A 26377-nucleotide genomic window follows, 5' to 3' on the forward strand; every position below is an offset into this window, starting at 1 on the left:
ACCGACGGTTCTCACTCTCGAGTGACGCCGATGTTCAACACCGCACCGTGGCACTTCGGACAGAACCCGATCGAAGTCGACGTCGTTTCTCGGTGTCCGCAGGCTCGACACTCGTACGTTCGCTTGTTCTCGTTCGGCGTGTACGGATCTGTATAGACCATACTGTACGGGCGAGTAAGTTTACCCAAAAGCGTTGTGTGGGTGTGCTTCGGTGGACGATTGAACAATAACTTCCGATAATATGGCGTAATATAGTGGACGATTGTGCAGTACTTCCATCCGGCCCCGCGGTAGGACCGGTCGGAATTCGGATCGATCGCGACTCAAGTATCCCTGTGTGTGAAAAGAGTTAACATGGGGCAATTGTTACAACGACATATGTCCCGGCCCGTCCAACTCGAGTACGAGTGTCTCAGGTGCGGGCGACGAGAGACGGTTGACGACGCACTTCTCAGTGAGTGTCCCCGGTGTGGTGGTGACATGCGGAACGTGGATCGGATCCAAACGTATTGATCGGCGACGAAAAGATGGCTCGAGTATCCCGTCAGCGGTGAGACGGTATAACGCCAACGCGTCTCCAACAGCCCTCAAGGTGTCGTAGGAGCCGAATCCGGTTTCGGTTCGCCGGCCGTAATCGACTCGCCGGTTACGAGGCGATTCCCCCAGACGGTTTCGGGGACTCGCGTGTTAACCATCAGCCGGAAGTAGTGATCGAACCACGCCGGATTCGCCCACTCCGGAAGCGTCGCTTCGCGCCGTTCGACGAATCGATTCTGAAAGCCGTCCGTTTGTGCTCCCGTATCCGGATCTCGTGTCGGAACGACGCATCGTTGGCACGGGTTGACGCCATTGATCGTACTCGAGCCGATCTTGAACGGAACGACCGTTCCCGGCTGATCGTAGAGTCGATCCTCCCAGAACGGTTCGACGCCGCTGATCTCGAGGTTCGGCCGGAGCCGCCGACGCATCTCTGCAGTATCGATTCCCTCGAACCACGATGCGACGGCTTCGAGGGTTCCGGTACTGATGACGGTCGGTCCCGATGCGTCGGTGTCGTCGGGAAATCCGCCTTCGTCGGCGCGGACGACCTCGACGTCGTAGCCGAAATAACACGTCAGCCACGAACCGAAATTGTCGCGATCGACCTCGAGGTGAAACGTAAAGCTGTCGTCGGTACCGTGCTCCCGGACTGAAATCGTCTCGCGTTCGACGTCGTACTCCGCGCGTAATCCGTGAATTTGTCGCTCCCGCTTGCCGTTGACGTAGTTCCCGTCCTCGTCGACGATCGCGTAACGGCGGTCCCATTCCAGACCTCCGTGTTCCCGAATCGTTGCCGCTTCTACCGGCGTACCATCCAGTGATTTGACGGGATAGACGAGTATTTGCTCGAGGTGAGCCATTGGCTGTACTAATATGATCCACCCTGAAATCAGTATCTATAACGATTATTTTATCGTTTCCAACCTCGGTTCGGGTGAGCCGATCAGCAGCCTGGGCTCTTTCGTCCAACCCGTGAGAAAATCGACGGCTCTGACCGTCCTCCGAACGAAGAGTATTCCTCACCGCTTCGGCGTGAACGTCTCGATTACGTGTGCTAAAAGATCTTATTTCTGTCTCGAGTAAATACTCATAACTACCAGTACTGTGACTATATATTCCCAAAACAGGATTCGACTAGTTGAACCCCTAAATCGGTAATAACTCCCATATGACAGCTACAATTAGGGTAGGTTGTGACACACTCAATTCAGAAACCTCCGGGTTTATGCATCAGGATGTTGGCTGGTTACGTATATGTCCGAAACCGGGACGGAGTCCCGTCCGCTGGTCAGACAGCTTCCCGATCCATCCACGGCGTCGAACGTCCGATACAACCCGTCACTCGAGGCACTGCGAGAACTCGCGAGCCCCGACGAGACGACGACCGAATACGGGTCGCCGTCGTACGTCAGCGAGTTCCGTTCCCGAAGCTCCGACCGGACGAAAAACGCGATCGATAGCGAGTTTTCAGACGACGATTACGACCTGCTCGCCGACGCCGTCGAAATCGCGGACGAGCAGGACATGCTCTGTATCGATCGCCTCCTCGGTCGTCATCCCGACGCAACGTTTTGTTGTCGACTATTCGTGCCGGTCGAGCACGCTCGAATCGCGCTCGCCTGGGCCAAACTGTTCGAGCCGGCCGACGGCCGCGATCCCAATTTCTCGACCGTTCAGCTTCCCGATCACGACGAGCGGGCGATCCGCGTCTTGCCCGACGACGGGTTCACCGCCGTCCTCGGCACCGATTATCTCGGCGAGGCCAAGAAATCGTTCCTCCGACTGTTCATGCGCCGGGCCAAAGAGCGCGACGGACTCGGCCTCCACGCCGGGAGCAAGCGCGTCCGCGTCCGCGACGAAGACGACGACCTCCGAATCGTCGGACAGGTCTTCATGGGTCTCTCCGCGACGGGTAAGTCGACCCTAACCTCCCACGGCTGTTGGCTCGAGGATCCCGAGGGGGCGGTGATGCTACAGGATGACGTCTGTGCACTCCTGCCCGACGGATCCGTCGCCGGAAGCGAAGGTGAAGGACTGTTCATCAAAACGATCGGCCTCGATCCCGACGAACAGCCCGGTCTCTACGAGGCCGCAACCGACGAATCAGCCGTCCTCGAGAACGTCGCCGTCGACGACGACGGAACGGTCGACTTCAACGAACCCCGCTATACGTCCAACTCCCGGGCGGTCGTCCAGCGCGAGGAACTCGAGAGTGCGGACGAGGAAATCGACCTGGATCGGATGGATCAAGTCTTTTTCATCACGCGCAATCCGCTGATGCCGCCGGTCGCGAAACTCGACACCGATCAGGCCGCCGTCGCGTTCATGCTCGGTGAGTCGATCGAAACGAGCGCCGGTGATCCGTCTCGAGCGGGCGAGTCGATCCGCGTCGTCGGAACGAACCCGTTCATCATCGGTCCGGAGGGCGAGGAGGGGAACATCTTTCAGGACCTTATCGAGACGCTCGATGTCGACTGCTACGTGATCAACACGGGCTATCTCGGCAACGAATCGATGGATATCGGCGTCACCGAGTCCGTGACCGTCCTCACCGAAGTCGCTCGCGGCACAATCGACTGGACCGACGACGAACGGACGGGACTGACGATTCCCGAATCCGTTCCGGGCCTCGACATCGAGGAGTACTACGTTCCGGATCACGTCGACGACTACGACGAGGCGCTCTCGAATCTTCGAGCCGACCGTCGTGCGTACCTCGAGGAGTTCGACGAACTTCGCGAGGAAATCGTCGACGCTGTCTACTGACCCGGTTATCCACTTTTCGAGTCGCACTTCCATCTATCACGATCGTTCGACGATTGAAGCAGTGTTTGCCGAACACAGTCACGATTATATGCGTTGAGTTCTCATAGCCGCTAATGAGCGTCGAACTTCGAACGCCGACCGCCCGTGTCTGCGAGCGGTGTGGTCGCGGCGAACAGTGGGACGAAACCCTCGAGGCCTGGCAACTTGCAACCGAAGACGGCAAAAAACAGATCGGAAATCCTCATTGTCTCCACGAATGGGACATCAACGGTGCGTTCAATCCGTTTGGCGGAAACTGATCCGATTGCCTGGCGTCGACCGGTGACGTAGCCACAGCCGAACTCGAAGCGTGAACACTTTTCTCCGACTCGAGCGTAGTCGGTCCCGTGCCGACAGTCTATCTCACTTCGCCGCCGGAGTCAGCCAAAGCGATTTCGGAAACGTTGCTCGAGGAGCGTCTCGTCGCCTGCGTGAACCAGTTGTCCTCGGAATCGGTCTACCGCTGGGAGGGTGAGGTGCACCGGGACGAAGAGGTCATCTTGCTCGCGAAGACGACCGAGGATGCGTACGACGACCTTCTCGCCCGCGTTCAGGAAATCCATCCCCACGAAGTGCCCTGCATCGAGCGATTCGATGAGGACCACGTTCTCGAATCGTTCGCGACGTGGCGAGCGGAGAACGTCGACTAGCCGCCGACCGGGGCCGCCAGCGCGGAGCGGATCCGTTCCGTTCGATATCTGCCAGTCCGTTTCGTTCGAGCCCTGTCAGACAGTCACAGGATCGGACTGCACGAAAAAGCAACCCTTAAAACTCGAGCGAGGATTGATTGGGGTATGGCTGGAACCATCGAAGTGCTCGTTCCGGGTGGCCAGGCGAACCCTGGCCCACCGCTCGGTCCCGAGCTCGGACCGACGCCCGTCGACGTACAGGCGGTCGTCAACGACATCAACGAACAGACAGAAGCGTTCGACGGCACCGAAGTACCCGTGACCGTCGAGTACGAGGAGGACGGCTCCTACTCGATCGACGTCGGTGTGCCACCGACGGCCGCGCTCGTCAAAGACGAGGCTGGCTTCGAGACCGGAAGCGGCGAACCGCAGGTCGATTTCGTCGCCGACATCTCCGTCGATCAGGTCAAGACGATCGCAGAGCAGAAACATCCGGATCTGCTCGCCTACGATACGAAAAACGCCGCCAAAGAAGTCGTCGGCACCTGCGCCTCGATGGGCGTCACCATCGAAGGCGACGATGCCCGCGAGTTCAAGGCGAAAGTCGACGACGGCGAGTACGACGACGTCCTCGTCGAATAACTCCCGAGCTCGCGACCGAGCTCCGCGGATTTTCGTTGTTTCCGATTCGTTAGCCGTCGGATTGTCGTTTGTCGGGTTCTTCGTCATCACTCCCTCGAGCGAGCCACGTTACAGTTGCTGGCAAGTTCAGGTACGACGATTATTCGTCTTCGGCCGGAAAGCAAACTCATGAGTGAGAAAGAAGAGATGGAAGTCGAATACGAGGGAATGCTTTCACGTGAAGACATCGCAACGCACCTCGAGGCGTTCGCGGAGAACCTGCGCGAGTCCGGCGACTTCGATATCGAAATCGGCGACAACACCGTTTCGATCGCCCCGCCCGATTCGCTCGAGTTCGAGGTCGAACTCGAGGACGAACCGGAAGACGGCGGCGTCGAGCGCAGCATCGAATTCGAACTCGAGTGGATGCGAACCGACAAGGAGGATCCGCTCCCCGATTCGAAGGAGTTCGAAGACTAATCTGTAGGCCAATCGGAAAGAGTAGTCCCATCCGGTTGCCATGCAGTCCCCTCTCATATAGTCGTGGTCCCGCGAGAGCGTGGTTCGACGGGTTTAAGTTCGTCATGGGACTTCTCTCAAAGGAGACAGGCTTCGCCTGTTTCACTGACCCGTAGGAGCATCCCTGCGTACTACGGAGGTGAACGATGGCAAACTCGGATATTGAAACAGCAGTCGCTCGAGCGCTCGAGGACTCACCGGATCGGAACTTTACCGAAACGGTCGACCTCGCAGTTAACTTGCGCGACCTAGACCTAGACGAACCGTCGAATCGTGTCGACGAGTCCGTCGTCTTGCCGTCCGGAACCGGCCAAGAAACTCAGATTATCGTCATCGCCGAGGGAGAAACTGCAGTCCGCGCAGAAGAAGTCGCGGACGACGTTCTCTCGGGCGACGACGTGGCCGATCTGGACGACGACGAGGCCAAAGACCTCGCAGACGAGACGGACTTCTTCATCGCCGAAGAGGCGATGATGCAAGATATCGCCCGGCACCTCGGGACCATTCTCGGTCCGCGAGGAAAGATGCCGGACCCGCTCTCGCACGACCAGGATGTCGTCGAGACCGTCAACAGACTCAAGAACACGGTTCAAATTCGCTCACGGGACCGGCGCACGTTCCACACGCGCGTCGGTGCCGAAGATATGGAGGCAGAGGATATCGCCGACAACGTCGACGTTATCCTTCGCCGACTGCACGCCGACCTCGAAAAGGGTCCACAGAACATCGATTCAGTCTTCCTGAAGACGACGATGGGCCCGTCCGTGGAGGTGGCCTGAGATGAGCGCAGAAGCCGAGCGCAAAACTGAGAACCTTCCACAGTGGAAAGAAGAGGAAGTCGCCGAACTCTCGGAGATCATCGAGAACTACGAGAGCGTCGGCGTCGTCGGCATCGCCGGCATTCCGAGCAAACAGCTCCAGGATATGCGCCGCGGTCTCCACGGCACCGCCGTGGTCCGCGTCAGCCGAAACACGCTCCAGACGCACGCACTCGAGAAAGCCGGATTCGACGAACTCGTTCCTCATATTGAGGGACAGGTCGGTCTGGTTGCGACGGATAGCAATCCGTTCGCACTCTACAAGGAACTCGAGGCGTCGAAGACGCCCGCCCCGATCAACGAGGGCGAGGTTGCCCCGAACGACATCGTCATCCCGGAGGGTGACACCGGCGTCGATCCGGGGCCGTTCGTCGGCGAACTGCAGAGCGTGGGTGCCAACGCACGCATCGAGGACGGTTCGATTCAGGTGATGGAGGACTCGACCGTCCTCGAAGCCGGAGAAGAGGTCTCAACTGACCTCTCGAACGTTCTCAACGAACTCGGCATCGAGCCAAAGGAGGTCGGACTCGACCTTCGTTCGGTCGTCGCCGAGGGCGTCCAGTTCGATCCCGAAGATCTCGACATCGACATCGAAGCCTACGAGAGCGACGTGGCCACCGCGGCCGCTCGCGCACGGAACCTTGCGGTCAACGCGACGTTCCCAACCGAGTCGACCGCACCGACGCTCATCGCGAAAGCGACGGGCGAGGCCAAGAGCCTCGGCCTGCAGGCGTCGATCGAATCCCCGGATCTCGCCGACGACCTCGTGAGCAAAGCGGACGCACAGCTTCGTGCGCTCGCCGCCCAGATCGAGGACGAAGAGGCGCTTCCGGAGGAACTCCAGGGTGTCGAGGCACCGGCTGTCACACAGGCAGAGCCCGACGAAGACGAATCGGCTGACGATCAAGACGAGGAGTCCGACGCTGACACCGAAGACGAAGCGGACGACGAAGACGACGATGACGATTCCGGTGGCGGCGAAGGGCTCGGCGAAATGTTCGGTTAATAGAGGTTACAACAATGGAATACGTATACGCTGCACTCATCCTGAACGAAACGGACGAAGAGATCAACGAAGACAACCTGACGGACGTGCTCGACGCAGCCGGCGTCGACGTCGAAGAGTCCCGAGTCAAGGCGCTCGTCGCCGCACTCGAGGACGTCGACATCGACGAGGCCGTCGACGAGGCCGCCGCAGTTCCTGCCGCGGGCGGCGCAGCAGCCGGCGCAGCCGCAGCGGAAGGCGGCGCTGACGAAGGCGGAGACGAGGACGCAACAGACGAAGGCGGCGACGCCGACGCTGGTGCCGACGATGAAGATGACGACGAAGACGAAGGCGACGGCGGCGAAGGGCTCGGCGAACTCTTCGGATAACTCGTCTCTAAACGATTCAATCCCGTTATTTTCTTTCAACGATAACGCGATAGCCCCGGCTCCGTTTTGCGCGATTTTCACTCGTCGGAGACTCGATTCTCACTGGCCGTCCGAGAGTTGATAACCGATTCCGCGGCCAGACCGGGCATGGCCGTCTCCGCACTCGAGTTGCTCACGGATCCAGCGCTTTCGGCCCGGTTAGTCGTCTGGGTTCTCGCGGGGGTTGTACTCGGAAGTTGTAGCGGCCTGATTCCGGGATTGCACGCGAACAATTTTGCACTGTTGCTTGCGGGGGTCGCTCCGTCGATTCCAGGGCCGCCGCTTTTCGTCGGCTGTGCAATGCTCGCGGCGGGTGTCGTCCACACGTTCGTCAACGCGGTTCCGGCGATGGCACTCGGGGTGCCCGACGCGGAGATGGCGATCACCGCACTCCCTGCCCATCGAATGGTGATGGATGGCCGGGGTTACGAGGCGATTCGACTCTCCGCACTTGGGAGTATCCTCGCCGTGATCGCGGCCGTCCCCCTCGCGCTTCCGATCACCTGGGGCGTCACCGCCGCCTATCCGACGATCCGATCGAACCTCCCGCTCGTACTGGCGATGGTCGTCGTTGCGCTGGTCGCCTCGGAGTACACGTGGAAACGCCGTTTCGGCGCGATGCTTTCCTTTACGCTCGCCGCCGCACTCGGCGGGCTCACGCTCGATCTCGAGCCGGACTCGCCCCTCGAGGCCGGGGGGATGCTCGCGCCGCTGTTCGCGGGGTTGTTCGGCGCACCCGTCCTGATCGACGCGATTCGCGGCGGCGGAGTTCCGTACCAGCGCGACGAGGAGATCCGACTGTCGCGTCGGTTGGTCGGATTGACGGCGCTCGCCGGCGCGTTCGCGGGAGCCGTCGTCGGCTACATTCCCGGTATCTCCGCGGCCATCGCGGCGGTCGCCGTCCTCGTTCTCGTTCCGGGCGAATCGGGCGACCGGGGATACATCGTCGCGACGAGCGGCGTCGACACCGCGAATTCGATTTTCGCATTGTTTGCACTCGTCGCGATCGGACAACCCCGAACCGGCGTCATGGTCGCCTTCGAGAACGCGAACGCGCCGCTCGAGCTTCCAATCTTACTCTTGAGTATCGTACTCGCCGGTGTCGCCGGATTCGTTCTCGTGATCGTTATCGGAGACTTCTACCTCGAGTTCGTCGGCCGGCTGTCCTACTGGAAGATTTCGGTGGTCGTTCTCGGACTCCTGCTCGTCCTCTCGTATCTCTTTACCGGTGTGATCGGAATCGGCGTGTTCGTCGTCGCGGCCGCGATCGGCATGGTTCCGGTTCGGCTTCGGACTCGCAGAGTCCACCTGATGGGCGTTTTGATCGGGCCGCTGATGATCGGGTTCTGACACGGTGTGATTGGGTCCGTTTCTCAGCGCGCCAAACTAACACGAACAATTATTTATTATATCGGTGTAGCGAATCGAGGTGTATTATCATGGTTGATGCTACCATTGACGTTCTGTATCGGGGCGCACTCGAGTGCGATCAAAACTACATGATCGAGGGCGAAACCCTCGGCACGAAAAACGAACCGAATCCGGAGCTCAACTACGACGAGATCCCCGTCTGGAACCTCGTCATCGACCACCCCGAAGGGACGATCCTCTGGGATACCGGCTCGCATCACGACGCGCTCGAGGGCCATTGGCCCGAGGAACTCGCCCAAGCGTTCTATCCGTACGACGCGGCCGAATACCCGCTTGACGGGGTCCTCGAGGAGAACGGTTACGGGCTCGGTGACATCGACTACGTGTTTCAGACCCACCTCCACCTGGATCACGCCGGCGGCTTGGAGTTCTTCGACGGCACGGACGTGCCGATCTTCGTCCACGAAAAAGAGCTCAAGTTCGCCTACTACAGCGCGAAGACCGACAAGGGGAGCGGCGCGTACATCCTCGAGGACTTCGATCACGATCTGAACTGGCGAATCCTCCATCGAGACCGCGAGCAACACTTCGAGGATGTCGAATTCGTGCGCCTCCCTGGCCATACGCCCGGCCTAACGGGAACGATGATTCACCTCGACGACGACGGAACCGTCGTCTTCACGGGCGATCAGATCTACCAGTCGCCCAACTACGAGGACGAAGAACCCCTCGGTGCGTCGCTCCTCTGGGGCAAAACCGAGTGGTTCGATAGCCTCCGACGGATCAAGTCGCTCGAGCGATGCCACGACGCGGAGATCGTCTACGGTCACGATACCGACCAGTTCGAGGAGATTCAGGACGGGTGGGGCAGATGAGCTACGAGCGATCGGTTTCTGCGGAACGTCACGCGCTCGAGCCCGAGACCGTCTGGCACCTACAGATGCCCCAGATTTGTTTCGGGCGCGACGCGGTCGAGGAACTGGGCTTTCAGCTCCGAGACCTCGGCGTCGAGGGGGAGGCCCGCGGGCTGGTCGTTACCGACGAGAACCTAGACCAAATCGGACACGTCGGCCGGGTCACTGACCACCTCGAGGACGCCGGCTACGACGCCACCGTCTGGGACGGCGTCGAACGCGAACCCTCGATCGAGGTCGTTGACGACTGCATCTCGTTTGTCCGTGAGAACAAAGGCGAGGAGGGCTACGACTTCTACATCGGGTTCGGCGGCGGGAGCTGCATCGATGTAGCCAAAACGACTCGCGCAGTGATCGCCAACGGCGGCGAGGTGCTCGATTACATTGCCGAGCCGACGGGCGATGGCGAGAACCTGACTGAGTCGGGGCCGCCGCTGGTCCTCATGCCGACGACGGCCGGGACCGGCGCTGAAATCTCGCCCGTCGCGATTCTCTCCGTCGAGGAAAAGGACATCAAGGAGGGGATCTCGAGCAATCACATACGCGCGGACGCGGCCGTGCTCGATCCGACGTTTACGACGACGTTGCCGCCGGATACGACCGCGAAAACCGCGATGGACGCGCTCGGTCACGCGATTGAAGGCTACACCACGCACCCGTTCGACGGATTGCTCCGCGCCACGGATCCGCAAGAACGGCCCGTCTACGCCGGCCGAACGGAACTCACCGAGATGTTCTCCGAAAAAGCGATCGAGTTGCTCTCGAGCAACGTTCGAACCGCCGTTCACAACGGCGACGACCTCGACGCTCGAGCGGGCATGTTGAAGGGTGCGTTGTTCGGCGCGATAGCGGGGCTCACTGCGGGGGCGAGTCTCTGTCACGCGATGGCCTACCCCGTCGGAAACCGATATCACACCTACCACGGGGAGACGATCGCCGTCCTCACGCCCGCTTCGACGCTCGGCTACAACGCCGCGAGCGACCCGGAACAGTTCGCCGAGGTGAGCAGGCTGCTGGGCGTCGATACGGGCGGGATGGGGGACAGAGAAGCGGCTGATCTCGCTCGAGATGCGTACGTTCGGCTCCAACAAGACCTCAACGTCATCCCGAGCGGCCTCAACGAACTTGCGGGGATTACGGAAGAAGACGTCGACTGGCTCGCGAGCCAGACCGTCGAGACCCAACAACGACTGCTCCGGTGCAATCCGCGACCGGTGACCGAGGCCGATGCCGAGGCCATCTTCCGGGACGCGCTGTACAACTGGGACTGAAATACACCGGCACGTCCTGCCGAGGTCCAGCACCGGTTTACGTCTCGACTCCATAGGCGATTTTAATGAAGGGGAGCATCCTGGATACCATCGGATCGCCGCTCGTCCAGGTGGACTCGCCGGAGGGTGTGACGATCGCGGCCAAGATCGAATCGTTCAACCCCGGCGGGTCGGCCAAGGATCGACCGGCGCGCGAGATGGTGCGAGCGGCCGAACGCGAGGGACTGATCGAGCCAGGCGACTGGCTCGTCGAGCCGACCAGCGGCAACACCGGAATCGGGCTCGCCCTCGTCTGTGCCGCTCGAGACTACGATCTCACGATCGTGATGCCGGCCTCGAAATCCGAGGAGCGACGGCGAATCATGTCCGCCTACGGAGCGGATCTGGAGCTCGTCGATGGCGACATGGAAGACGCCCGCGAACGCGCGGACGAACTTGAGGCCGAGGGCGCGATTCAACTCGGTCAGTTCGAGAACCCGGCCAACCCGGAAGCGCACTACCGAACGACGGGTGAGGAAATCGTCGAACAGGTCGGCGAACGCGAAATCGACGCCCTCGTCGCCGGCGTCGGCACCGGCGGAACCCTCTCGGGGATCGGTCGACGACTCCGCGAGGAGTTTCCAGAGATGGACGTCGTCGCCGTCGAACCCGAGCGCAACGCCGTTCTCTCGACGGGCGAATCCGGAAACGACGAGTTCCAGGGTATGGGGCCGGGATTCATCAGCGATAATCTCGACCGGGAACTGATCGATTCGGTGGAAACGGTTCGACTCGAGGACGCAGAAGACGAGTGTCGGCGGCTCGCTCGCGAGGAGGGCATCCTCGTCGGCCAGTCCAGCGGCGCGACGAGTCTGGTCTCTCGACGCGTCGCAGAGCGCATCGCCGAACCCGAACTGAACTGCCCCGAGGTGCCGGACGCCTTCGACGCGGAACCACAGCCGTCGCCGGAAACCCGATCCGACGGTAGTGGAACACTGAGCGGGGCGGGCCCCGGCGAGTTCGACGACTGTCCGCTGGTCGTGACGATCTTCTGGGACAGCGGCGAACGGTATCTCTCGACCGGGCTGTTCGACTAACTGCCGTCGTGGCGGTGGCACTCGGAATGGGAACCGCTCGATAAAATAGCTTTTTCAGCTAGCCTGAGATACATAACCGCGAACAGTGTAGCGTCACCTATCATGTCACGCCCTTCAAGACGTCACGTCATCGCCGGTTCGATTGGATTGGTCGCACTCACCGCAGGCTGTTTGGATAACGGTGGACTGGCCTCTTCACCCGACTCGACGGCCGAGAACGAAAACGGCTCGAACGATGGGGAGGACGATTCGAACGATGGAGACAACGGCACCGAAGACGACCAAGACGACGATCCGCTCGAGTACGAACCCGTCGGCTTCCGACACCCCGATCGACCCGAAACCCCCGAGGTAGATCTGCTGAGAACTGAAGCCGACGCCGAGGACTGGGCCGAAGAACGCGGTCTCGAGGCCGACGAGGACGTTTCGGCGTTCATCGCAGAGACGGATTTCGACGGCTCGAGGGTACTTTCGCTCGAGGGCGGCGCGACGGATCTCTGTTACGAAATGGTGCTCGAAACCGTCGAACTCGATGACGAAACGGTGACGGTTCGCGGCTACGTCACCGACGAGGAGACGGACGGTGAGATGTGCGCAGAGCAGATCACTGCCGTCGGCGCGCTCGTCCGAGCGACGGTCGACGGTGAACAGCCGTCTTCGTTTTCGGTGACGATCACCGACGCCGACGGGAGAGAGTACGGAACCGGAATCGCCACCGGCAGCGCCAGCGACGAGGGGTCAGAAACCAGCGATGAAGGGCACTCCGGTTCCGCTACGGGCTCCGACCAAGCGGGCGGGAACACAACCAGCTCCGAACGAGACGACTCGAGTTAACTACCCGGGTAGAAGAAACAATCAGTCATCGGTACCGTTCTTGAGAAATTCTCGCAGAATTTCGTTGAACTCCTCTGGGCGTTCGCGGGGAACCCAATGACCACAGTTGTCGACGATCTCGAGTCTCGAATTCGGAATCAGTTCGTGGGCGCGTTTCGACCACCGAACGGGGAAGAGCGGATCGTCGACGCCGTGGACCAGTAACGTCGGAACCGAGAGCGATTCGAGTTCGTCGGTGAAATCCGTTCGAGCCTCGCCCTCTGCGGTGAGTTCCGCGCGCTGAAAGGCTTCGAAGGCCTCGCCGGCACCCCGTTGGCGCGCTCGAGATCGAAACTCGTCGACGAAGTCGGAGTCGAGATCCGACGGGTTCGCGACGACGTTTCCGAGCGCCAGTCGCGTCGTTTCGCTCGAGACGCTCATCGCCGTCCAGCCGAGCGAGTTCGCGCCGGGAACGTGTGCCGCCCCTTTGAAGAACGAACCGCCGGGGATCCGGCGTCCGAGTCCGTAGCTGTCGACGAGTCCGAGCGCGTCGATGTGCTCCGGGTGCCGGAGTGCGTAACCGAGCGCGCCGGCACCTCCCATCGAGATGCCGACGAGGGTGACTCCCTCGTCCTCGAGGTCGGTTTCGGCGAGAAACCCCTCGAGGACGGAAACGTAGCGGTCGATCGTTTGCTCGCCGATCGGGGTGCTGTCGCCGTATCCCGGCCAGTTGGGGGCGTACACTCGGTAGTCGTCGGCGAGCGCGTCGATCGCGTGTCGCCAGGAGAGCATCGCGTCGTCGACGCCGCCGCCGTGGAGCAAGACGACCGGAGCTCCGGAGGTTCCGGCGCGACGGTAGCTCAGCCGAACGTCAGCGTCGCCGGGCTTGCCGATACCGGAAACAGTCGTGACGCCGGTGCCACCCGTCATCGGGTAAATTCTGATTCGGTGAGGCGAACGACGAGTGTTTCTTCGACGTCTCTGAGGTCGTATTCGGGGAGATCGCCGTCGATTCGGCGAACGAACAACGGTTCGACCAGTTCCCTCGGCCCGAACGCTGTGGTGACGGTTCGTTCTGTATTCGACCCCTCGGGATCGTCCGCAGAGTCGGCTTCGGGGCCCGTCGGTCGAGTCCGTCTCGATCCACCGTCGGATTCTCCGCCGCCGTCCGTCTCCGAATGTGGCGGCGTGTCGGTTCCGTCGCTCCCGTCTTCCCGAGAAGCAGGTGTCTCGAGGCCGTACACCTTGCAGAACTCTCCCGTAGTATCGGGGTCGATATCGCCGTTTCGAAGCTGTTCGGCGAGCTGACGCGACAGCCACTCCTCATCGTCAATGCTCGGCTCCTGAACGAGGCATTCGTCGACGAATCGAGTGAGGTACCACTGCAGATCGTTGAGCAACGAAACCGCGGCTCCGACGCTTACGGTTCGAACCGCAAGTGCGTTCTCGAACGGACGTTCGAGATCGTACGTCGCCAGCGCGTCCCTGGAGGTCTCTCGAGAGAGTAGTTCGTACTGGAGGTTCACACCGTCTTCTCCGATGAGACAGACGCGGGTCACTGTTGGGATGTGTGCGGGACTCGGTAATGTGGGTTTCGCCTCTGGCCCGGTTTTCGATCGGTACTGAAGCCGAAATATTTGTTCCGAACGGTCTCGTCGACGAAGGGCTCCCATCGGAGCAATTTTCCTTACTGGTTTGGGACCTGCGCCGTCTGCGGCCGTTTGGAGCTACTCGAGACGACTCGTTCGACGTTTCCGCGCGCCTCGGCGACGTCGACGATCAGTTCTGTGAGGTTGACGAGACCCCCGACGTAGGCATCACGGCGTTCGCGTCGACGGCTGCGAACGCTCTCGTCTCGAAGGGACTCGAGCGCTCGCGACTTGACACGCTCGTATCGATCGCAGTCCTCGATCAGTCCCACATCCTCGAGCGCGGCGAATTCGCCGAACTCTCGGTCCTCGGTCCCGCCGTAGCGGATGGCCGGTGTTCCGAGGAGACCCGCTTCGGTGACGATCGTTCCGGTGTCCGCGACGAGGAGATGGGCTTCTCGGATCGCATCGTGGATCAACGCGGGATGGAGATCGTACTCGCGCGCCGGTAACTGTCGGAGGTCCATCGTCCCGGCCTCGTCGGAGACGAAGACGGTTGCCTCTTCGGAGAGCGAGGTGAGAAGGTCCTCACGTTGTGCCGGCGAAAACCCCGCCGCACCGACGTCGTGGAGTGCATCGAAGGCGTTGAACCGCACGATGGCGTACCGTTCGTCGTCCTCGACACCGAGTCGATCGCGGATATCTGGAATCGGTTCGTAGACCGCCGGATGGAGGTACGCACACTCTTTGAACCCGTCGAACGTGTAGTGGTCCGACCCGAGATCTCGCCGCGTGACGTGTGGGGTGATGATTGCGTCGGCGAACGGCTGCGAGACGGTGTGGTTGAAATCACCCGGCTCGTCGTCGAGAAGTAACACCGTGTTCGCCGCCGTAATCGTTCCCGAAAACGCGGCGTAGGGCCCTCGTCCGAATATCACGTCCGGTTGAAACCGTCGCGCTTCGAGCGCGATTTCTGTGAGTTGCCCGCCCAGTTCGCGGGCGAACTCGAGCCGAGAGTATGCTGTTGTTTCGTGGCTACCGTACACTCTGTATGTGATACCAAAAAAATCCAGAAGGTCAGTTGTGCATCCATACTCGCGGGCCAGAACGAGGACGTTGTGGCCCCGTTCGGTGAGCCGAGAGATGGCGTTGCTGTACGTGTGGGCGTGTGCCGGCGTATTCGCGAAGATGAGAACCCGCATCGAGACGACCTTGCCACTATCGACCCTTTGTAATTAGAATGGTACAAAAGACGGTGCCGAGTTGTGTTAGATATACACACCGTAGTAAATAGCTATAGGAAAGAAACTGGACCGAAACGGTCGAGTAACTGTTTCATACCTATCCATAGCCCACGCTTACGGATCCTCACTTTTCTGTCCAGAGAACTGTGAACGACGAACTTCACGGACGCCCCACTCCAGTATGTCTCCCACAACATCGACTACCTCACAGATATGTGATAACTCAGCTTATGGTTCGACCAGTTTCGCACCCTTGGCCGCCGTCGTTGCGCGTTCGAGTAGGTCGTCCGGTTCGGCCGCCAACAGCGGCTCGAGTTGCGCGTTCGTCTCGGCCCGGTCGGGGGCGACCCGGTTACAACCCGCGTCGATCGTCGAGTCCGTGTACGTTCCGATTTCGCGGGCTTTCGCGACGATATCCTGTTTGTCCCAGGTGAGGAGGGGTCGATGGATCGGCAAATCCGTTACGCGGCTCGTCACGCCCAGGTTCTGTGCGGTCTGACTCGATTTCTGCCCGATCGCCTCGCCGGTCACGATACCGCTCGCACCCGTTCGGGTGGCGGTTTCCTCAGCCACTCGATAGAAGAACCGTCGAAGCGAGAGCATTCGCCCCTCCTCCATTCGCTCGACAAGCTTCGAAACGACGTCGCCACCGGGAACGCGATAGACGCGCATATCGAAATCCGGCGCGTACCGCGAGAGCGATCGAACGGTTTCCATCGCTCGAGCCTCGTGATCGATCCCGCCATAATCGCCGAGGTCGACGTAGACCGGGATGATCGGCGACCCGCGTTTCATGATCTCGTAGGCGGCAACCGGCGAGTCGATTCCGCCGCTGACCAGCGCGACCATCGGTTCCTGCGAGCCGAGCGGGAGACCGCCGGGCCCGGAAATCGAATCGAGGTAGACGAACGCCTCTTCGTCGCGAATCTCGACGCCGAACGTGAGATCCGGATCGTCGAGGTCGACTTCCGGTTCGAACTCGTCTTCGACCGCCTCCCAGATGACGGTGCCGCCCTCTCGAGCGAGGTCCTCGCTCGTGTAGGGAAGCCGTTTGTCCGCCCGTCTGGCGTCGACGGCGAAGGAGCCGCCGTCGTAGTGCTCTCGTGCGGTTTCTTCGAGTACGTCGTAGATTTCGTCCCGCTCGGGTGGAAGGGTAACGGCGGCGCTCGCAGAGACCACTCCGAAGGTCGTCGCCGCGGCCTCGACGGCCTCCGCGACGTCGGCTTCGTCAGTGGTAATCAGCGGTCGATGCCACCGTCGATCGACCTCGCCGGAAACCGACCGGTCCTCGAGTGATGCCTCAAGATTCTCGACGAGAATTCGAAGCATGTACCGCTTGACCGTCGTACTTTTGGTGTTTAAGTCCCCGTGGCGAACGAGGACGGTGTCAGCGCCCGGCGGGTGCATAGGATTCGATAGACGACCCTGGCTATAAGGGGGTTACGGGGAATCAAGGAGAAAGCCTCGCCCCTTCAGGGCGGGGATGAATCCGACACTACCATTCACAAACCACGTTCGATGGCACGGCTGGATATTCCACGCGGGGCAATCCATACTTTCAAGTCGGTTTACCAATATAGATTACGTATGGCGAAACAGGTCGTCACACGCACCTACACTGCTTCCATCAGGAACCAGTCACGGGTGCAAAACGACCTTGATTCGCTCGGATTCGCCGCCTCGAAACTCTGGAACGTCGGACGGTGGACAATCAGTCGCGTCTGGGACGAAATCGACTATATCCCTGAACACGACGAACTCACCGCGTACCTCAAGAGCCACGAACGCTACGATGACCTGCATTCTCAGTCAAGTCAGCGAGTCCTTCAAGAACTCGCTGAGGCGTTCAACGGCTGGTACGGCAAACGACGTAACGGAGACGTGAGAGCGAACCCGCCTGGCTACCGCAAACACGGCGACGAACACCCACGAAGCACGGTCACGTTCAAAGCCGCTGGCTTCAAACTCGACACCAAGTACAACCGGGTTCGACTCTCAAAAGGCTCGAACCTCAAAGAGTACTGGTCGGACTTCATCCTCTGTGAGTACCAGACCCGACCCGACGTCGATCTCTCCACCGTGGAAAACGTCCAACAGGTGCGGGCGGTCTGGACGGGTGACAAGTGGGAACTGCACTTCGTGTGCAACGTCGAGATCGAAGTGGCCGACACACCGGGTGAGAAGACCGTTGGTGTCGATCTCGGTATCAACAACTTTGCAGCACTCGCCTACGAGGACGGCCACAGCGAGTTGTACCCGCTTAACTGCCTGAAGCAAGATGACTACTACTTCAGCAAGCGGATTGCTCGGTGCGATGACTCCGACTCTGAGCAGGCCACCCGGCTGAACCAAAAAAAGTCTCGGCGGCGCACTCACTACTTCCACACGCTCTCCAAGCACATTGTTCAGCGGTGTGTTGAGGAAGGCGTTGGAACGATCGTGGTGGGCGATCTCTCCGGAATCCGTGAGGATGAGGAGAGTGGCGAGTCGAAAGACTGGGGCAAACACGGCAACCTCGACCTACACTCGTGGCCGTTCGACCGATTCACCGATCTGCTCGAATACAAGGCCGAGATGGATGGTATCACAGTTGAGGAAGTGTCTGAGCGTGATACGTCGAAGTCATGTTCGAGTTGCGGTCGCACGCGGGACACGAACCGTGTTGAACGCGGATTGTACGTCTGCGATGAGTGTGAGACGGTGGCGAACGCAGACGTGAACGGCGCTGAGAACATTCGACAGAAAGTATCTCCGAGTCTCGCCTGTGATGGGGGAGATAGGAGTAACGGCTGGTTGGCACAGCCATCGACGTTCCTGTTTGACAAAGAAACTGGTGCGTTCGCACCGCAAGAACAGGTCACGTCGTAAACCACAATATCCCAACGCGGTCAGGAATCTTCGCCCTTCAGGGCGGAGAGGATGTCAAGAGGGGCGGACGACGGAGCGCACGCGTCAAATGATCGACTCGTCGACCGTCGGGCTGAGACTTCCCGTGTGACTGTAAATCCCTGCAACGAGGATGACAGCCGCACAGAGCGGGATGAAGACGCTCAGCGTGTAAATGAAGCTAAAGCCGACGGCTTCCGCAACCGGAACCGCGATCAACGGACCGAGCCCGCCACCGACATCGCCGAGGACGTTGTTCGTGGCCATCGCACGCCCCATTCTGTCTTCGGGTGTGAGGTCCGCCAACAGCGCCGTAAGCGGGCCGCCGACGCCGCCCTGTCCGGCACCGATCAGCGCGCAGGCGATAACAACGTACCAGAACGACGGGGCCAAGATGAGGACGACGAAGCCGATACAGTTCGTGATCAGGAAAAAGACGAGGACGGGGACTCGAGCACCGACGCTGTCGCTGATCACACCGCCCGAGATCGTAAAGACCGCTCCACAAAGCACGGAAACCGCCATCAGCATGCCGGACGTTCCCTGCTCTTCGTAATCGATTGCGTAGCCCAGAATATCGACGGAAAGGGTCAACGATTCTGCGTCGAGGTAGATCACGAGCGTCGAGAACAGGACGCCGATGTACGCGAAGTAGAGCCCGAAGTTGACCAAGCCGACGGTGACCGCCGGCAGGGTCAACTCGACATCCCACGGTTTGACCGAGGTGTTGTGGTCCTCGACGTGCGTTTCGGGGACAATGAAGTAGGCGATAACGCTCGCGAGACCCGCGAAGGCGGCTGCGAGGATGAACGCGCTGGCGTTGCTGTATATTTCGCTGACGAGACCGCCCAGAACCATTCCGGCGGGGAACCCGAACGTAATTCCCGCGCGAACGATCCCCATGCTGGTTCCTCGCGAGTCGGCTTCGCTGACATCGGCCGTAATCGTGTACGCCGTCGCGAAGACGAGTGCGCTTCCGACCCCCCACATAACCCGCGAAAGGACGAACCAGAACTCGGGAACGTCCGGGATGAACGCGATGTCCTGGGCGAGAATCGCGACGACGTAGCCGAACGTCGCGACGCCTTCAATCGCCAGACCCGCGATGAACGGTTTTCGGGTTCCGATCCGGTCGACGAGAATCCCTGCGGGCGCGTTCGCAAAGAGCCGCGTCCACCGATTGGCCGACAGAATAACACCGACCATCAGCGCCGAGATACCGAGCACCTCGCCGAGGTTCGGGAGAATCGGGAAAATAACGCCGCCACCAAACCCGACGAAGAAAGTGCTCGCGACGACCGCAAAAACGACCGCTCGAGCGTTCGCTTCGGATGTAGACACTACGCTGACACCATGGTGTTTCGATTCGTAATAGTAGTTTGCGGGGGGAGCTAATTATTATTCCGAAGGCCGACGAGACGCTCCAGTATACGTCGGGCCGGACGAAGCCGAAGAGGGACTTCTCTGTTCCCCTATCGATCGAAAACCGAACTGTTCGGAAACGCTCTCGAGCGCGTTCTGAAAATCCTGGTCGAGTCTAGAACGTCGACAGTTCGCCGTCGATGATGCGACGGGTAATCTCTGTGACGTTTCCGAGCCCGTCATCGACGATTGCTTCGATTTCTTCTTCCACATCGGCGAGGACGACGCCGTCTTCGGTGACGACGTGAACGTCGGCGACGTGCGGTTGATCGATCGGTCGGCCGATCTGGCTCAGCAATCGAACGCGAAGGTCCCGAATGCCGTCGACTTCATCGACGACTCGTTCCGCGATGTCGGTCGAGAGCAAGTTGTAGATCTTTCCGATGTGGTTGACCGGGTTCTTCCCGCTGGTCGCTTCCATCGACATCGATCGATTCGGCGAGATGAGGCCGTTCGCTCGGTTGCCACGCCCAACGGATCCGTCGTCGCCTTGCTCGGCGGACGTTCCCGTAACGGTCAGATATATCGCGCCCTGGTCGTAATCGTCCGCGGTGTTGACGTATACGTTGACGTCTCGATCGGTGTACTCCGTGGCGATGGTCTCGACGAACTCCCGCACCGATTCGACCGCGTCGATGTACGCGTCCATGTTCGGGAGGTACTCGTCGATCATGGCCGCCGCGACGGTGACGTCGATCTGGTCACCCTCGCGCTTGCCCATGATCTTCACGTCGGGACCGAGATACGGATTCTCTTCGGCGAATTCTCCGTTGAGCCGACTCTCGGCGTTGTAGACGATCTGCTCCGTCTCAGAGAGCGGGGCGTGGCCGACGCCGAAACTGGTGTCGTTCGCCATCGGAACGGTCACTTCGTCTTCTCCGAAGACCTCTTGGAGGTCGCCGCTTCCTTCGCCCAACTTCACGTCGACGACGATATCCTCGCCGTAGGTGAGCTGTGGAATCTCCGACTCGAGGTACTCCCGCGCCGCTTTGAGCGCGATCGTTTCGGTCGGGATGATCTCACCCTCGTAGCGTTTAGTCGCTCGTCCGACGATGAGCACGTAGATCGGGTCGACGACTTCGCCGCCGCCGAACGCGGGCGCGGCTTCTCCGGCGACGAGTTGCGTTTCGTCCGTGTTGAAATGCAGGACCTGCCCGACGCGGTCGAGATACTCGCGTGCGAGCGCTCCCGCGACGCTTTCGGCGATACCGTCACAGATCGAATCGGGGTGACCGATCCCCTTTCGCTCGACGATTTCGACTTCCTGATCCTCAACAGCCCGACGTTCGATCGGTTCGACTCTGATGTTCCGCTCGCTCATTGTCTGATCTTGATCGAGCGTGGTTCTATAACTTGCGGAAACAGTTGGCCCCGATAATATGCTCTGGGGTAATCGATCGGTCGATCGAGCCGGGTTACTCCTCGAGGAGCATGCCGAGATAAGAGGTTTGAACGGTTTCGTCCGGGTCGAGTCCAAGCTGCTCGAGCACCTCGAACGCGCCCTCGCGCGCCGGTTCGAGGTCGGCGTCGGTAGCGATCGTTTCCACTTCGACGTACTCACCCACGTCGTCGACCGCATCACAGGTGATCGTATACGAGTCGAACGCCTCGAGCTCGAAGCGCTCGCGTTCCTTTCGAACCGTCGCGGCCGGTTCGAATCCGAGGCTCTTCAACACCGCGTCGAAGGCCTCCCCGTCTTCGAGACCGGTTTCGATTTCCTCGCGCGTCTTCGATTCGTCGTCTACGAGCGGCCCTTTGTACGTGACGTTGGTCTCGGCGTTTTGCTCGTCGATGGATCGTTCCCGTCGAATCCGTAGCGCTTCGTCCGTTTCGGCGAACGACCGATGCGGAGCATCGTAGTAGGTGTCCGTCTGAACGACGGTTCCCAGCTCTGTCGCCCCGAGTTCGATCACCCGATCGCGGACGCGCTCGAGATTGGCGGGGACTTTTACTTCGACCTCGTACATACCCGTTTCCACGCACAGGGAGGGTAAGTATCGGTCGTTTCTATCCGGTTTGTGGAACGGAGCTTTCAGGTTATGCACTCGAACCACGTGCTGGCGCGAAAACGTCGTCCTTAAATGTAGACAGGGGGACGTACAACGTATGACCGAGGATCAAGAGGCCGAGCTCGATGAGCAGGCCGATGACGTCGACGAAGAAACTGAAGAAGAGACCGTCGAGGGGCTCCAGAACGGAGACTTCGTCGAAATCGCCTACACAGCACGCACCGTCGAGGAAGGACAGCTAGTCGACACGACCGACGCCGAGGTTGCCGAGGAAGAGGGTGTCGACGAGGAGGACCGCGAGTTCGAGCCGCGAACGATCGTCCTCGGTGAAGGCCACATCTTCGACGGTGTCGAAGAAGAGATCACCGGCGGCGAAGCCGGTGACGAAGGCACTGTCACGATCTCCGCCGAGGAGGCATTCGGCGAGTACGACCCTGACGACGTCCAGACCGTCAGCGCCGACAAAATCGAGGAGGACGACCGCTATCCCGGCGCACACGTCCACATCGACGGCGAGCACGGCTACATTAGTACCATCATCGGCGGCCGCGCCCGCGTCGACTTCAACCACCCGCTGGCCGGCGAGGATGTCGAGTACGAGTACGAAATCCTCGAGGAGGTCGACGACCGCGAACAGCAGGCTCAGGGCCTCATCGAGATGTACCTCGACCAGAAGCTCGAACTCTGGATCGAGACGGACGAAGTCGAAGAGGAAGTCCCCGTCGAGCCCGACGAGGACGAAGACGACGAAGACCCAGAGCCTGAGTTCGAGACCGAGACGGTCGAGAAGGAAACGCTCTACGTCGAGGCGACGCCACAGCTGACGATGAACCAGCAGTGGATGTTCTCGAAACAGCAGATCGCACAGGACGTCATGAGCAAGATCGGCGTCGACCGCGTCATCGTTCAGGAGACCATCGACGGCATGGGCGGCATGGGCATGCCTGGCATGATGGGCGGTGGCATGGGCGGTATGGGCGGCGGCGACATCGAGGACGCACTCGAGGACGCCGACGTCGATGCGGACGAGATCGTCGACGAACTCGAAGGCGCAGTCGACGAAGAGTAGCTCGCACCGCTCGAGTGTCTTTTGCCGTTTTATTAACTGCTGAGATCACTTTCTTTCGGACGCGATCAGAGACAGGTGTGACCGGAACCTGATGCTCGCCGACGCGCGAACACCCGCCTTTGTCTGCCGAAATCGGGCTATTCTCATTGAGTCGGTTGTACGTCATTTCCGGCCATTCGCCACCCCGCTCTGGCGACAAACCGGTACACAGGTACAACCGACCCTATCAGGCGATGTCCCGACTCGTATCGATCTCGACACCATCAGTGAACTCGAGTTTGATCGCTTCGGTCGGTTGGCCGCCACACCGCAGTTTCGGTATTGACAGGTGATTCTCGAGTTCGGCCCCGGAGCAGTCGGTTCGGAGATCAAAAACAGCGTCGGCGCAGTGTTCCGTTCGCGTACGATTATCGGGTTCGTCCGGTCCTTTCAGACAGTGTAAGAACGCGAGGCTATCGGTCTCGCACAGTTGCTCGTCGAGTCGGTTGAGAAATTCGACGTAGGCCGCGGTTTCGGCGTACTCCAGCAGATCTACCGTGTCGATGACGACGTTCGACTCGTTCGGAAACGCTTCGATCAGTTGACTGACTTCCTCGAGGCTGTCGCCGTCACTGATCGATCGGACGGTCGGTCTGCCGACGTCTGCCCGTGTCGATTCGATCGTCCGCAACACGCCGTCGACAGAGCGCTCCGTCGTCAGAAACAGCGTCCGGCGCGCGGAAGTGAGTTCGTACAACAGTAGCTCGGATTGACTCGCCGCATCGGCTCTGTAGGCGACGACAGAGCCCGTTGGTAACCCGCCGCCGAGCGCTCGATCGAGCGCATCGATGCCGGTCTCGAGTCGCCGATCCGGAGGACTATCGACGGTCATCGTACTGGAGAGATATCCCTGCGATGCTAACGCCGAAGCGAGCCCATCGAACGCAGTACACGCTGAAGCCGTCTCGAGTGGCTGTTCGACGTCGGGAATCGTGGCGAGGACTGGGGCATCGATCCGATCGTCATACCGCGTCGGCACCGTGTCACATTTCGTAAGTACCGTTCCGACGACGGTCGCATCGAGACGACGAGCGATATCGATCGTTTTGGCCGCGGCGGTGAGGCTCTCGTCGGTCGTGGTCGTAACGACGACGACCGCATCGGCGACCGAAAGCGGGTCGGCGAGATCCGATCGCGCGCCCGAGGGACAGTCCAGTACGATGTCGGCTGTCTCGGTGCTGAGCGTCCGGAGTTGAGTTTGCATCGCCTCTCCCGCTTTCGGAGCGGGAAGGACGGCTACGTCCGAGTGATCGGGAACCTGTTGTGCGAAATCTGTGGCGGTACCGTCCACATCGACCCGCTCGATGGTCGGCTCGCGATCGACATGAGCGGCAACGTGGAGGTTCGGAAGGTGACGATCGGCATCCACGGCGATGGTCGGGTTTCCGGCACGGCCGATCGCCTGTGCGAGTCCGAGCGCTGTCGTCGTCTTTCCGCAGCCGCCTTTCGCCCCTGCAATTGCGATCATAGCCGGGTTGGTCCCGTTTTCCTACTTGAACTTACGGGGTGAATCGGCGACCGGAGAACGGAGGGATTCAAGGTGAACGCAACTGCGTACACGAACGGATGCGATACGATCACCTCATCACGAGCAAACAACTTTCGCGCGCTGCTATCGAGACCGTCCTCGATCACGCAGCCGAGATCGACGACGATCAGTCGGCCTTCGCCGACAAACACGCGGGTCGGCTTCTCGGCTTGCTCTTTTTCGAACCGAGTACGCGGACGAAGCTCAGCTTCGAGACCGCGATGAAACGTCTCGGCGGGGACGTTATCGACCTCGGTTCGGTCGAATCCTCGAGCGTGACGAAAGGTGAAAGCCTCGCAGATACGATCCGAGTAATCGAGGGGTACGCCGATGCGCTCGTCTTGCGCCACCCAAAACAGGGATCGGCAACGATGGCGAGCGAGTTCGTCGACGTGCCGCTGGTAAACGCCGGCGATGGCGCAGGTCACCATCCGACACAGACGATGCTCGACCTGTACACGATTCGGGAGAACGCGGGGTTGGACGATCTGACGATCGGCATCATGGGCGACCTGAAGTACGGTCGAACGGTTCATTCACTCGCGTACGCGCTCTCGAAGTTCGACGCCCGACAACACTTTATCAGTCCGGACAGTCTCGCGCTCCCACGAGAGGTCGTCTACGACCTCCACCAGGAGGGGGCGTCGATTCGCGAACACGACGGACTCGAGGAGATCCTGCCGTCGCTGGACGTCCTGTACGTGACTCGAATTCAGCGCGAACGCTTCCCGGACGAGGACGAGTATCAGAAGGTCGCGGGTGAATACCAGATCGGCCCCGACTCGCTGGCGGCTGCGGCCGACGATCTGACCGTCATGCATCCGTTGCCGCGAGTGGACGAGATCGCGCCCGAAATCGATGAGACCGACCACGCGGCGTACTTCGAGCAGGCACACAACGGTGTCCCCGTTCGAATGGCTCTGCTCGATCTACTTCTGGGTGAGACAGATGAGTAACGACAACCACGATGAGGAGGCCGGCCGCAACGAAACCCACGATCACGACCACGAACTCCGAGTCAGCAAGATCCACAACGGAACCGTTATCGATCACGTCCGGAGCGGGCAGGCGTTGAACGTCCTTGCAGTCCTGGGTATCGACGGAAGCGAGGGAGAAGAGATTTCGATCGGGATGAACGTTCCCTCCGATCGATTCGCCAGAAAGGATATTATCAAAGTCGAGGATCGCGAACTGAGTCAGGACGAAGTCGACGTCCTCACGCTCATTGCGCCGGACGCGACGATCAACATCGTCCGGGAGTACGAAGTCGTCGAAAAATCTCGTGTCGACCGCCCCGACTCGGTCGAGGGCGTTCTCTCATGTTCGAACTCCGGTTGTATCACGACCGGCGACGAGCCGGTTACCTCGAAGTTCGACGTGCTCGACGATGCTGTCCGGTGTTCGTACTGCGAGACGATCTTCCGCGAAAACATCCCGGCGTTGATCGATACCTGAACTTCGCGTTGAGTGATATCGATACTCGAGGGCGACAAAACCGATTCGCCGATCGATCAAAGCCCGTGAACTAACAGAAATCATAAGTACGTTGTGGCCGTAGCTGCTACTGAGTATGTCGCGCACACTCAAAATCCTGGTCGCCCTGTTCGCAATCGCCGTCCTCTGGAAGGTCGTCTCTGGTGGTGGCTCTTCGGAGGTCGAATACGATTTCGAACCGGCTGAGCAGGCCGAGCAGACGGAATAATTTCCTGAAACCAACCGAACGGACCGAACGAACACTGGAACGGGAATCGCTCGAGCCGAAGTTCGCCGGACGATTTCCCAACCAGCAAACGAGAAACCC

The 26377-nt window shown here is 60.2% G+C and carries 29 protein-coding genes; 19 read left to right on the forward strand and 10 right to left on the reverse strand.

Annotated features, from left to right (window positions below; all coding sequences use genetic code 11):
- Nucleotides 1–11: 11 nt before the first annotated feature.
- Nucleotides 12–161 carry a rubrerythrin-like domain-containing protein gene (locus ACYQ14_RS02350; protein WP_283837446.1) on the reverse strand — a complete coding sequence of 50 codons (150 nt, stop codon included), beginning with the start codon at nt 159–161 and terminating at the stop codon, nt 12–14.
- Between the two features lie 217 nt (nt 162–378).
- Between ACYQ14_RS02350 and ACYQ14_RS02355 the strand changes: the two genes are divergently transcribed.
- Nucleotides 379–513 carry a rubrerythrin-like domain-containing protein gene (locus ACYQ14_RS02355; RefSeq protein ID WP_459884445.1) on the forward strand — a complete coding sequence of 45 codons (135 nt, stop codon included), beginning with the start codon at nt 379–381 and terminating at the stop codon, nt 511–513.
- 74 nt (nt 514–587) lie between these two features.
- Here the strand turns inward: ACYQ14_RS02355 and ACYQ14_RS02360 are convergent, their stop codons facing one another.
- Nucleotides 588–1400, reverse strand: a complete 813-nt coding sequence (locus tag ACYQ14_RS02360) for an MOSC domain-containing protein (RefSeq protein ID WP_459884447.1) — start codon at nt 1398–1400, stop codon at nt 588–590.
- Between the two features lie 394 nt (nt 1401–1794).
- On the opposite strand from ACYQ14_RS02360, the gene ACYQ14_RS02365 reads away from it, so the two are divergent.
- The 13 genes from ACYQ14_RS02365 to ACYQ14_RS02425 all read left to right on the forward strand — a co-directional run bounded on the left by ACYQ14_RS02365 (nt 1795) and on the right by ACYQ14_RS02425 (nt 12811).
- The gene (locus tag ACYQ14_RS02365; protein WP_459884449.1) at nt 1795–3306 is read left to right on the forward strand and encodes a phosphoenolpyruvate carboxykinase (ATP); all 1512 of its coding nucleotides are present in this window, start codon (nt 1795–1797) and stop codon (nt 3304–3306) included.
- Between the two features lie 113 nt (nt 3307–3419).
- Nucleotides 3420–3605 carry an HEWD family protein gene (locus tag ACYQ14_RS02370; protein ID WP_459884451.1) on the forward strand — a complete coding sequence of 62 codons (186 nt, stop codon included), beginning with the start codon at nt 3420–3422 and terminating at the stop codon, nt 3603–3605.
- Nucleotides 3606–3692: 87 nt separating this feature from the next.
- The gene (gene cutA, locus ACYQ14_RS02375) at nt 3693–3995 is read left to right on the forward strand and encodes a divalent-cation tolerance protein CutA (protein WP_459884453.1); all 303 of its coding nucleotides are present in this window, start codon (nt 3693–3695) and stop codon (nt 3993–3995) included.
- 144 nt (nt 3996–4139) lie between these two features.
- Nucleotides 4140–4616 (forward strand): 50S ribosomal protein L11, encoded by a 477-nt coding sequence (locus tag ACYQ14_RS02380; protein WP_283837455.1) that lies wholly within the window; start codon nt 4140–4142, stop codon nt 4614–4616.
- Between the two features lie 168 nt (nt 4617–4784).
- Entirely contained in the window at nt 4785–5075 is a 291-nt protein-coding gene (locus tag ACYQ14_RS02385; RefSeq protein ID WP_459884456.1) for an amphi-Trp domain-containing protein, read from the forward strand.
- 185 nt (nt 5076–5260) lie between these two features.
- The gene (locus tag ACYQ14_RS02390) at nt 5261–5893 is read left to right on the forward strand and encodes a 50S ribosomal protein L1 (RefSeq protein WP_283837457.1); all 633 of its coding nucleotides are present in this window, start codon (nt 5261–5263) and stop codon (nt 5891–5893) included.
- A 1-nt stretch (nt 5894) separates the two neighbouring features.
- Entirely contained in the window at nt 5895–6938 is a 1044-nt protein-coding gene (locus ACYQ14_RS02395) for a 50S ribosomal protein L10 (RefSeq protein ID WP_283837459.1), read from the forward strand.
- A 14-nt stretch (nt 6939–6952) separates the two neighbouring features.
- A complete protein-coding gene (gene rpl12p / locus ACYQ14_RS02400; RefSeq protein WP_459884459.1) occupies nt 6953–7306 on the forward strand; it encodes a 50S ribosomal protein P1 in 354 nt (117 codons plus the stop codon).
- Between the two features lie 147 nt (nt 7307–7453).
- Entirely contained in the window at nt 7454–8695 is a 1242-nt protein-coding gene (locus ACYQ14_RS02405) for a tripartite tricarboxylate transporter permease (RefSeq protein ID WP_459884462.1), read from the forward strand.
- An 89-nt stretch (nt 8696–8784) separates the two neighbouring features.
- Nucleotides 8785–9591 (forward strand): N-acyl homoserine lactonase family protein, encoded by an 807-nt coding sequence (locus ACYQ14_RS02410; protein WP_459884465.1) that lies wholly within the window; start codon nt 8785–8787, stop codon nt 9589–9591.
- Nucleotides 9588–10901, forward strand: a complete 1314-nt coding sequence (locus tag ACYQ14_RS02415) for a hydroxyacid-oxoacid transhydrogenase (protein ID WP_459884467.1) — start codon at nt 9588–9590, stop codon at nt 10899–10901. Before ACYQ14_RS02410 ends, ACYQ14_RS02415 begins: the two co-directional genes overlap by 4 nt.
- Before the next feature lie 65 nt (nt 10902–10966).
- Entirely contained in the window at nt 10967–11977 is a 1011-nt protein-coding gene (locus ACYQ14_RS02420) for a PLP-dependent cysteine synthase family protein (protein WP_459884469.1), read from the forward strand.
- Between the two features lie 102 nt (nt 11978–12079).
- Nucleotides 12080–12811: a hypothetical protein gene (locus ACYQ14_RS02425; protein WP_459884471.1), complete on the forward strand. Its 732-nt coding sequence runs from the start codon at nt 12080–12082 to the stop codon at nt 12809–12811.
- Nucleotides 12812–12832: 21 nt separating this feature from the next.
- Here ACYQ14_RS02425 and ACYQ14_RS02430 read toward each other — a convergent pair whose 3' ends face one another.
- The 4 genes from ACYQ14_RS02430 to ACYQ14_RS02445 all read right to left on the reverse strand — a co-directional run bounded on the left by ACYQ14_RS02430 (nt 12833) and on the right by ACYQ14_RS02445 (nt 17030).
- Nucleotides 12833–13720, reverse strand: coding sequence for an alpha/beta fold hydrolase (locus tag ACYQ14_RS02430; protein ID WP_459884474.1), 888 nt, complete (start codon nt 13718–13720; stop codon nt 12833–12835).
- The gene (locus tag ACYQ14_RS02435) at nt 13717–14349 is read right to left on the reverse strand and encodes a DUF5804 family protein (RefSeq protein WP_459884476.1); all 633 of its coding nucleotides are present in this window, start codon (nt 14347–14349) and stop codon (nt 13717–13719) included. Before ACYQ14_RS02435 ends, ACYQ14_RS02430 begins: the two co-directional genes overlap by 4 nt.
- Before the next feature lie 128 nt (nt 14350–14477).
- Entirely contained in the window at nt 14478–15581 is a 1104-nt protein-coding gene (locus ACYQ14_RS02440; RefSeq protein WP_459884478.1) for a DUF354 domain-containing protein, read from the reverse strand.
- A gap of 270 nt (nt 15582–15851) precedes the next feature.
- The gene (locus tag ACYQ14_RS02445) at nt 15852–17030 is read right to left on the reverse strand and encodes a tRNA sulfurtransferase (RefSeq protein WP_459884481.1); all 1179 of its coding nucleotides are present in this window, start codon (nt 17028–17030) and stop codon (nt 15852–15854) included.
- A 180-nt stretch (nt 17031–17210) separates the two neighbouring features.
- On the opposite strand from ACYQ14_RS02445, the gene ACYQ14_RS02450 reads away from it, so the two are divergent.
- On the forward strand, nt 17211–18491 hold the full coding sequence (locus tag ACYQ14_RS02450) for an RNA-guided endonuclease InsQ/TnpB family protein (protein WP_459884484.1): 1281 nt from the start codon (nt 17211–17213) through the stop codon (nt 18489–18491).
- A gap of 84 nt (nt 18492–18575) precedes the next feature.
- Here ACYQ14_RS02450 and ACYQ14_RS02455 read toward each other — a convergent pair whose 3' ends face one another.
- The 3 genes from ACYQ14_RS02455 to cyaB form a co-directional block, all read right to left on the reverse strand.
- Entirely contained in the window at nt 18576–19850 is a 1275-nt protein-coding gene (locus ACYQ14_RS02455) for an MFS transporter (RefSeq protein ID WP_459884487.1), read from the reverse strand.
- 196 nt (nt 19851–20046) lie between these two features.
- On the reverse strand, nt 20047–21252 hold the full coding sequence (locus ACYQ14_RS02460) for a methionine adenosyltransferase (RefSeq protein ID WP_459884490.1): 1206 nt from the start codon (nt 21250–21252) through the stop codon (nt 20047–20049).
- A 94-nt stretch (nt 21253–21346) separates the two neighbouring features.
- Nucleotides 21347–21898, reverse strand: a complete 552-nt coding sequence (gene cyaB / locus ACYQ14_RS02465; RefSeq protein ID WP_459884492.1) for a class IV adenylate cyclase — start codon at nt 21896–21898, stop codon at nt 21347–21349.
- Nucleotides 21899–22037: 139 nt separating this feature from the next.
- On the opposite strand from cyaB, the gene ACYQ14_RS02470 reads away from it, so the two are divergent.
- On the forward strand, nt 22038–23009 hold the full coding sequence (locus ACYQ14_RS02470) for an FKBP-type peptidyl-prolyl cis-trans isomerase (RefSeq protein ID WP_459884494.1): 972 nt from the start codon (nt 22038–22040) through the stop codon (nt 23007–23009).
- 226 nt (nt 23010–23235) lie between these two features.
- On the opposite strand, the gene ACYQ14_RS02475 is transcribed toward ACYQ14_RS02470, so the two are convergent.
- Nucleotides 23236–24516, reverse strand: a complete 1281-nt coding sequence (locus tag ACYQ14_RS02475; RefSeq protein WP_459884496.1) for a DUF7125 family protein — start codon at nt 24514–24516, stop codon at nt 23236–23238.
- Between the two features lie 98 nt (nt 24517–24614).
- On the opposite strand from ACYQ14_RS02475, the gene pyrB reads away from it, so the two are divergent.
- From pyrB to ACYQ14_RS02490, 3 genes are all read left to right on the forward strand, one after another.
- Nucleotides 24615–25532, forward strand: coding sequence for an aspartate carbamoyltransferase (pyrB, locus tag ACYQ14_RS02480; protein ID WP_283837482.1), 918 nt, complete (start codon nt 24615–24617; stop codon nt 25530–25532).
- Complete coding sequence (gene pyrI, locus ACYQ14_RS02485) at nt 25525–26031, forward strand: aspartate carbamoyltransferase regulatory subunit (RefSeq protein WP_283837483.1); 507 nt, start codon at nt 25525–25527, stop codon at nt 26029–26031. The genes pyrB and pyrI overlap by 8 nt, the downstream gene beginning before the upstream one ends.
- Nucleotides 26032–26146: 115 nt before the next feature.
- Nucleotides 26147–26278, forward strand: a complete 132-nt coding sequence (locus ACYQ14_RS02490; RefSeq protein ID WP_283837484.1) for a hypothetical protein — start codon at nt 26147–26149, stop codon at nt 26276–26278.
- Nucleotides 26279–26377 lie beyond the last annotated feature (99 nt).

This window comes from Halostagnicola bangensis, from assembly GCF_054653435.1.

Coding starts and splice junctions, on each gene's coding strand:
- ACYQ14_RS02425 (WP_459884471.1), top strand. CDS start 12,080: ATGTCACGCCCTTCAAGACGTCACGTCATCGCCGGTTCGATTGGATTG.
- ACYQ14_RS02385 (WP_459884456.1), top strand. CDS start 4,785: ATGAGTGAGAAAGAAGAGATGGAAGTCGAATACGAGGGAATGCTTTCA.
- cyaB (WP_459884492.1), bottom strand. CDS start 21,898: ATGTACGAGGTCGAAGTAAAAGTCCCCGCCAATCTCGAGCGCGTCCGC.
- ACYQ14_RS02370 (WP_459884451.1), top strand. CDS start 3,420: ATGAGCGTCGAACTTCGAACGCCGACCGCCCGTGTCTGCGAGCGGTGT.
- ACYQ14_RS02410 (WP_459884465.1), top strand. CDS start 8,785: ATGGTTGATGCTACCATTGACGTTCTGTATCGGGGCGCACTCGAGTGC.
- ACYQ14_RS02430 (WP_459884474.1), bottom strand. CDS start 13,720: ATGACGGGTGGCACCGGCGTCACGACTGTTTCCGGTATCGGCAAGCCC.
- ACYQ14_RS02355 (WP_459884445.1), top strand. CDS start 379: ATGTCCCGGCCCGTCCAACTCGAGTACGAGTGTCTCAGGTGCGGGCGA.
- ACYQ14_RS02450 (WP_459884484.1), top strand. CDS start 17,211: ATGGCGAAACAGGTCGTCACACGCACCTACACTGCTTCCATCAGGAAC.
- pyrI (WP_283837483.1), top strand. CDS start 25,525: ATGAGTAACGACAACCACGATGAGGAGGCCGGCCGCAACGAAACCCAC.
- ACYQ14_RS02350 (WP_283837446.1), bottom strand. CDS start 161: ATGGTCTATACAGATCCGTACACGCCGAACGAGAACAAGCGAACGTAC.
- ACYQ14_RS02445 (WP_459884481.1), bottom strand. CDS start 17,030: ATGCACCCGCCGGGCGCTGACACCGTCCTCGTTCGCCACGGGGACTTA.
- pyrB (WP_283837482.1), top strand. CDS start 24,615: ATGCGATACGATCACCTCATCACGAGCAAACAACTTTCGCGCGCTGCT.
- ACYQ14_RS02470 (WP_459884494.1), top strand. CDS start 22,038: ATGACCGAGGATCAAGAGGCCGAGCTCGATGAGCAGGCCGATGACGTC.
- ACYQ14_RS02395 (WP_283837459.1), top strand. CDS start 5,895: ATGAGCGCAGAAGCCGAGCGCAAAACTGAGAACCTTCCACAGTGGAAA.
- ACYQ14_RS02405 (WP_459884462.1), top strand. CDS start 7,454: ATGGCCGTCTCCGCACTCGAGTTGCTCACGGATCCAGCGCTTTCGGCC.
- ACYQ14_RS02360 (WP_459884447.1), bottom strand. CDS start 1,400: ATGGCTCACCTCGAGCAAATACTCGTCTATCCCGTCAAATCACTGGAT.
- ACYQ14_RS02415 (WP_459884467.1), top strand. CDS start 9,588: ATGAGCTACGAGCGATCGGTTTCTGCGGAACGTCACGCGCTCGAGCCC.
- ACYQ14_RS02440 (WP_459884478.1), bottom strand. CDS start 15,581: ATGCGGGTTCTCATCTTCGCGAATACGCCGGCACACGCCCACACGTAC.
- ACYQ14_RS02475 (WP_459884496.1), bottom strand. CDS start 24,516: ATGATCGCAATTGCAGGGGCGAAAGGCGGCTGCGGAAAGACGACGACA.
- ACYQ14_RS02460 (WP_459884490.1), bottom strand. CDS start 21,252: ATGAGCGAGCGGAACATCAGAGTCGAACCGATCGAACGTCGGGCTGTT.
- ACYQ14_RS02365 (WP_459884449.1), top strand. CDS start 1,795: ATGTCCGAAACCGGGACGGAGTCCCGTCCGCTGGTCAGACAGCTTCCC.
- ACYQ14_RS02420 (WP_459884469.1), top strand. CDS start 10,967: ATGAAGGGGAGCATCCTGGATACCATCGGATCGCCGCTCGTCCAGGTG.
- rpl12p (WP_459884459.1), top strand. CDS start 6,953: ATGGAATACGTATACGCTGCACTCATCCTGAACGAAACGGACGAAGAG.
- ACYQ14_RS02390 (WP_283837457.1), top strand. CDS start 5,261: ATGGCAAACTCGGATATTGAAACAGCAGTCGCTCGAGCGCTCGAGGAC.
- ACYQ14_RS02490 (WP_283837484.1), top strand. CDS start 26,147: ATGTCGCGCACACTCAAAATCCTGGTCGCCCTGTTCGCAATCGCCGTC.
- ACYQ14_RS02380 (WP_283837455.1), top strand. CDS start 4,140: ATGGCTGGAACCATCGAAGTGCTCGTTCCGGGTGGCCAGGCGAACCCT.